General features: G+C 41.1%; 4 protein-coding genes. All 4 read right to left on the reverse strand.

Annotated elements, in window-relative coordinates; genetic code table 11:
• Positions 1–171: 171 nt before the first annotated feature.
• On the reverse strand, positions 172–630 hold the full coding sequence (locus R7P67_RS22835; RefSeq protein WP_262654310.1) for a GNAT family N-acetyltransferase: 459 nt from the start codon (positions 628–630) through the stop codon (positions 172–174).
• Positions 631–1,272: 642 nt separating this feature from the next.
• Positions 1,273–1,545: a PnuC protein gene (locus R7P67_RS22845; RefSeq protein WP_262654311.1), complete on the reverse strand. Its 273-nt coding sequence runs from the start codon at positions 1,543–1,545 to the stop codon at positions 1,273–1,275.
• Between the two features lie 605 nt (positions 1,546–2,150).
• A complete protein-coding gene (locus R7P67_RS22850) occupies positions 2,151–3,308 on the reverse strand; it encodes an HNH endonuclease (protein ID WP_206947105.1) in 1,158 nt (385 codons plus the stop codon).
• Between the two features lie 690 nt (positions 3,309–3,998).
• Entirely contained in the window at positions 3,999–4,319 is a 321-nt protein-coding gene (locus tag R7P67_RS22855) for a DUF2834 domain-containing protein (protein WP_045396164.1), read from the reverse strand.
• Positions 4,320–5,446: the final 1,127 nt, after the last annotated feature.

Below are 5,446 nucleotides of genomic sequence, written 5' to 3' on the forward strand. Positions count from 1 at the left end.
AAGATAAATAGTTGCAAAAATCTCATAATCTCTCTCTGACACATAACGCCTTGTTAAGGTGTGAGGCACGCAATACCGAAGGTTCCGCCAACCACCTTAAACACTTAAATCAACGCATAGTAAAAATGCCACGCGTTGCGAATCCCTCTTGAACAGTTTGTTATGTGCGTGCTAATTGAGGTACTTTTGCCAATGTTGCTGCCCTTTCAAAACTACTCTGTAATCTTCGTAGTCCAATGTGCTGTAGAGTTTTTTAGCTGCAACATTATCATCACCGACCTCTAATGTGATTTTAAGGTAATCATTATCACGACAATACTGTTCGATACCGTTCAGTTGCGCCTTGCCAACACCTTTACCACGAAAGTTGTCTGACACCATAAAATCATGGATATTCATCACTCTTTGCGCACGATAAGTTGAGAACGATTCAAAGCAAACCGCAAAACCAGCAGGCTTATTGTCGACAAAACTGATAAATCCGTGGAAATAAGGCAATGAAAATAGCTGAGCAATTACTGCGAGATCTAGCTCAACTGAAAGTTCAGATAGGTACTCTCTAAACAAAGCCTCGAATATACTTTTGTCCTCAACGCTTTCTGTTTCGATACGCCTGATTGTGATTTCCATATGCATTTCCACCAAAGCACATAACGCCTTGTTAAGGGGTAAGCAACGCAATACCGATGTTGCCGCATGCCGCCTTAATCACTAAAACCAACGCATAGTAAAAATGCCACGCGTTGCGAATCCCTCTTGAACAATTTGTTAGCTTAAATTATGTAGCACCAAGCCAGACCACCCCAAAACAGAATATTCAAAGTCCAGACCATTACACTCTGAACTGGAAGCATATGAAAAACTAACTGGGGACATGCCTTAAGTTCACTCGGAGAGAACAGCATTTGCGGCTGGAAATCCCAACTAGTAGCTAAACGCAGACCTCTTTTGAATCTAGGGTGATTCACCAAGTATTCAGCGTAGGATGAATAAATTGTCCATAACCCAAAAAAGCCTAGTAACTCAATTAGGGATATCACTTCCAAACTAAATGGCAATAGTGAAGGCCCACCAATGAGCAAAATTGCTGCAAATATCCATTTTCTATTTCTCATTACACATCCTTGTTAATGATTTAAGCTAACGCCCTGTTAAGGGGTGAGCAACGCAATATAGAAGCCGCCGCAAGCCACCTTAAACACTAAAACCAACGCATAGTGAAAATGCCACGCGTTGCGAATCCCTCTTGAACAGTTTGTTATGTGCGAACTTCTAGCTTGTAGATGACTGCTCAGTAACACTAACTTTAGGCTCTTTCTCTGGCGTCGACCATTTGATGATTGCTCTAAGGTTCATTGAAAAAAAGATGATATTTGCAATTATCATTGCCACACTGCCAGTAAGATGACCAACTGCTACCCAACTAGTGTTACCGCACATCATTAAAATGAAACCGATTTTGTTCTTATTTCCAATTTGCCAAATTGCAAGAAACGTAAGTACCATTGCAACCCAGTCGATTCCATAGTACTGAAAATATTCCATTTTTCCTCCAAGCACATAACGCCCTGTTAAGGGGTGAACAACGCTACCACCCCAGCCTAAACCATTGTGCCGTAAACACTTAAGCTAATTCAAACCAAAACCGCCAAGCGTTGTGAATCCCTCTTGAACAGTTTGTTAGTTGCCAAGACTAAGGCTTTAACTTGAAGTTGATTGCAGCTTTGCCAACACTGTTTTTACGTGCTTTGAAAAACTCAAATCAGGCGCAGTTTCAAAGCGACTGTCACTGAAACCACTTGGAATTTACAACGCCGTAGAAAACGGACTTTGAACACCAAACAAACCTTTTGGAACGACAATGCAGCAGAGCAGACTTTCAACAAGCTAATCAGCGTCTGAAACAGAAAAGTTAACAGCCAAAGAAACCAAAGCGCGATTTTTGCAAACCCAAATGACTCAAAACCGAATTGCTAAACCTAGCCAAAAAACATGGACATTAGCCCTAAACATTCTGCTGTGGGTACATTTTTCCTCGTTAGCAACTAACGCCGCATTAAGGTGTGAGCGACGCTTGGCTATACTTGAGCGAAGCGAAACTGCCAAGCGTTGCGAATCACTCTTAAATGCTTTGTTAGCCAAACCTTAAATCACATAGATAGCCTAAACTTTTGAATCAATTGAACCAATATATCTTCAGGTTCTGCACCATCTCTTTTTGCCCGTAACATAGCGATAATATGTTCATCTTTAAGCACTAGGATAAGTTTCCCATATAATGCCCATTGTTCTCTTAAAGTTACTTCGCATCCAGCAGAATCGCCACCATGTCTCGATACAATCACTCCAAATAAACCAGCACCAAATTTTTTTAAGTAATTGGAAATCTGCAATACATCCTTTTTTCCAACGCGTTTGCTATAGTTTTTCGCATCAACAACAATGTGATCGGCAGAGTATCGATTACGGATGACTGCCCAAAAACCACTTGTAGCATAGTTCGGCAAAATAAAGTCTCTGCGATTTACCTTTGAATAATCTGACAGCTCTGAAATCGGTGATTTTAATGAGGGAGTAAATAAGTGCTCTAGTATGTCACCAACTAAATTTTGATAGACGAGCCAATCTTGCTTCCCACTTTTACATTCGCGCAATTGTTGAATTAGCGAGTCTTCTTGTGATGACTCGCCTGAGTTAGACACTCTAGCCATAACTCGCGAAGAGTAATGGTCTAGTGAGTTTTTTCTAATATACTGCCCAAACTCACGGGCAAGGAAATTCAAGTCCCAGACCTCAATACCATTACTTTCAAATAGTTCTACTTCGTCTTCAGAAAAACTAGCTGGAATACATATAACACCCTTTCCGCCATTTGATGAAGATATGTAAGAAGAAATCTGTCGGAGCATCGCATTTGCGCTTTTTAATCCAAGAGGAGGTCGCCTTTTGCACTCAATGATTAAATTTTCACTCGAATTACGGACTGCTTGAAGGTCTAAAGAGTAACGAACCTTATTACCCAAGATACCATGTGTTCTTACATTGTCGTATTTAGGGTGTAATTCAAGCAACCTAGCAACAAAGTCGACGAACTCTAGCTCTTTAGGAACTATATAGAACGAACAACTAGCATCATGATTGGTGTTGGGCTTTAGCTTGAAGTAAGGTCGAATCCTTTCATTGCCGCCAGAGGCAATTAGTTCGACATGACACTCAGGACATTGGAATTTTAAGCCCTGATACTGACGTGTTACAAGTTCTTGTGCACTAACAATATTATTCGAATTTTCAATCTTTGCTATGTCCAATTATATCCTCCTAGCTGGGGTTGGCTAACGCCCAATTAAGTTGTGAGCAACGCTGTCACATTACCTAAACATTTCACCGTAATCACCAAACCAATTGAAACCGAAAGCGCCGAGCGTTGCGAATCAGCTTGAATTGTTTGTTAGGCAAATTTTCTGTGTACTCACTAACTTTGTTTGAAAACAGAATACCTTAAACACGATAAGCAACCAATCACCTACTGACTTTTTGCGATTCAAGAACTACTGAAGTTGCTATGTTACAGACGAGGTTTCAACAACTGCGAAACGCAGACGTTCAGCGGCAAATTAGCTTTTAAAACTGAGAAACTAAAAGCTGCGAACTGGCAGCTAATAACTAAGTTTCATGGGCCTTGTCCTTTCCACACTTTAAGCCAGTGAAATTCACCACCAACCAATTCTTAAATCCAATGAGGCAACCCACGAACTTAGGCATGTTTTACGGTTGGAGTGATTCAAGAACTTGAGCCGACAATACGGAATTGCCGACCGAGAAAAACGATGGGCAAAGGAAGCAAGAAGATTAGAACAAAGAACTTTTCTGCCCTTTGCCTAACGCCGCGTTAAGGGGTGAACAACGCAAACCACCCAACCTAAACCATTGTGCCGTAAACACTAAAACCGATTCAAACTAAAAATGCCAAGCGTTGAGAATCCCTCTTAAACGCCTTGTTAGGGCTGTGGTTGAAGGGACTGTTTTTCTTTGAAGTAAAGATACATTGGGAGCCCAAAAGATACTCCAACTGACAAAGTTCCCAAGACTGCAAAATATCGATACTTCACTTTATGCTTTTGCCCGTCCACTAAGATAAAGCCTATCAGAGCAATCGCACCAACCAAGACATCAAGCCAAGCCATTATACTAATGGGGTTTGCCACCGCTTCACTGAACAAAAGACTAATATCTAAGCCATTGGCAACTAACCAAGGAACCAACGCTCCATAAGGCAGCAATATACCTAACAAAGTAAGAACTAGATAAAACCTTACCATTTCGCCATCCTTGCAAATTTTTTGTAGTAAGCCCTAACGCCCAGTTAAGGGGTGAAGCACGCAATACCGAAGCTGCCGCATAGCACTTCAACACCGAAATCAAACGCATATCAAAAATGCCACGCGTGCTGAATCCCTCTTGAACTGTTTGTTATGTTTAAGATTCAACATCTTACGTTAAATTATACTGAAGCTTAACCCGACTTACTTTTACAAACAAAAACCATAAGCTAAAAACTGGGTTAAATCATAGTTTGAGCAGTTTGGACTTAAACTGTTAGTACAGAAAACGCGATGACTGAAGCTCTAAGCTTGAAATTGAGCCAAATAAACTCACGTTAAACTTGATCCGAAATTCAATGAGGCAACTCTCAGAATTTTAGCGCCAAAGAATAAATGTCCGGAAAGCAGCGTCCAACGATGCCAACTTGCCGAAAAGACCTAATTGGATGACTTAGGAAGCAAAGAAAAGACACAAGCTACTGATTTTTCGTGATTAAACATAACGCCCAGTTAAGGGGTGAAGCACGCAATAACCAAGCTTCCGCATGGCACTGCAACACAAAAACCAACGCATACCAAAAATGCCACGCGTGCTGAATCCCACTTGAACTGTTTGTTAGCACACTGCCCTTTAATCCTTTGGCACACGCCAAAATATTGAAATATAGCACGAAATTGATAACTAAAAACACTGAAACCAAACGGGCAACTGCCAAACTGAAAACTAACTTCAAGACGTAAGTTGGCTAGAAGAAAAACATGCTTAACTGCCCTTTTTCACCGTTTTCAAATTAGCAAAGGATTCGAGCTTCGGACTTGAACAACCACGGCAAAGAGCCAAATTTAAGGTAAGAAATCGACCGCATCAAAGAAACCGCGCCAGAGAAATAGCCCGAAAGTTAGAAACCGTAAACGCTGAAATCAAAGCAAAAACTTTACATCTAGTGCCACCGGAGCGAACGTGAGAGGCACGTTTGGTCAGGTGTAAATCTGGGAAAAGAAATCAAGAAACATCAAGACTTTTGACCTTTGATCCAAACCCAGTGCTAACGCCCTGTTAAGGGGTGAGCAACGCAATACTGAAGCTGCCGCATACCACCTTAATCACTTAAACCAACGCACAG

It is taken from the genome of Vibrio sp. Vb0937, from assembly GCF_033338855.1.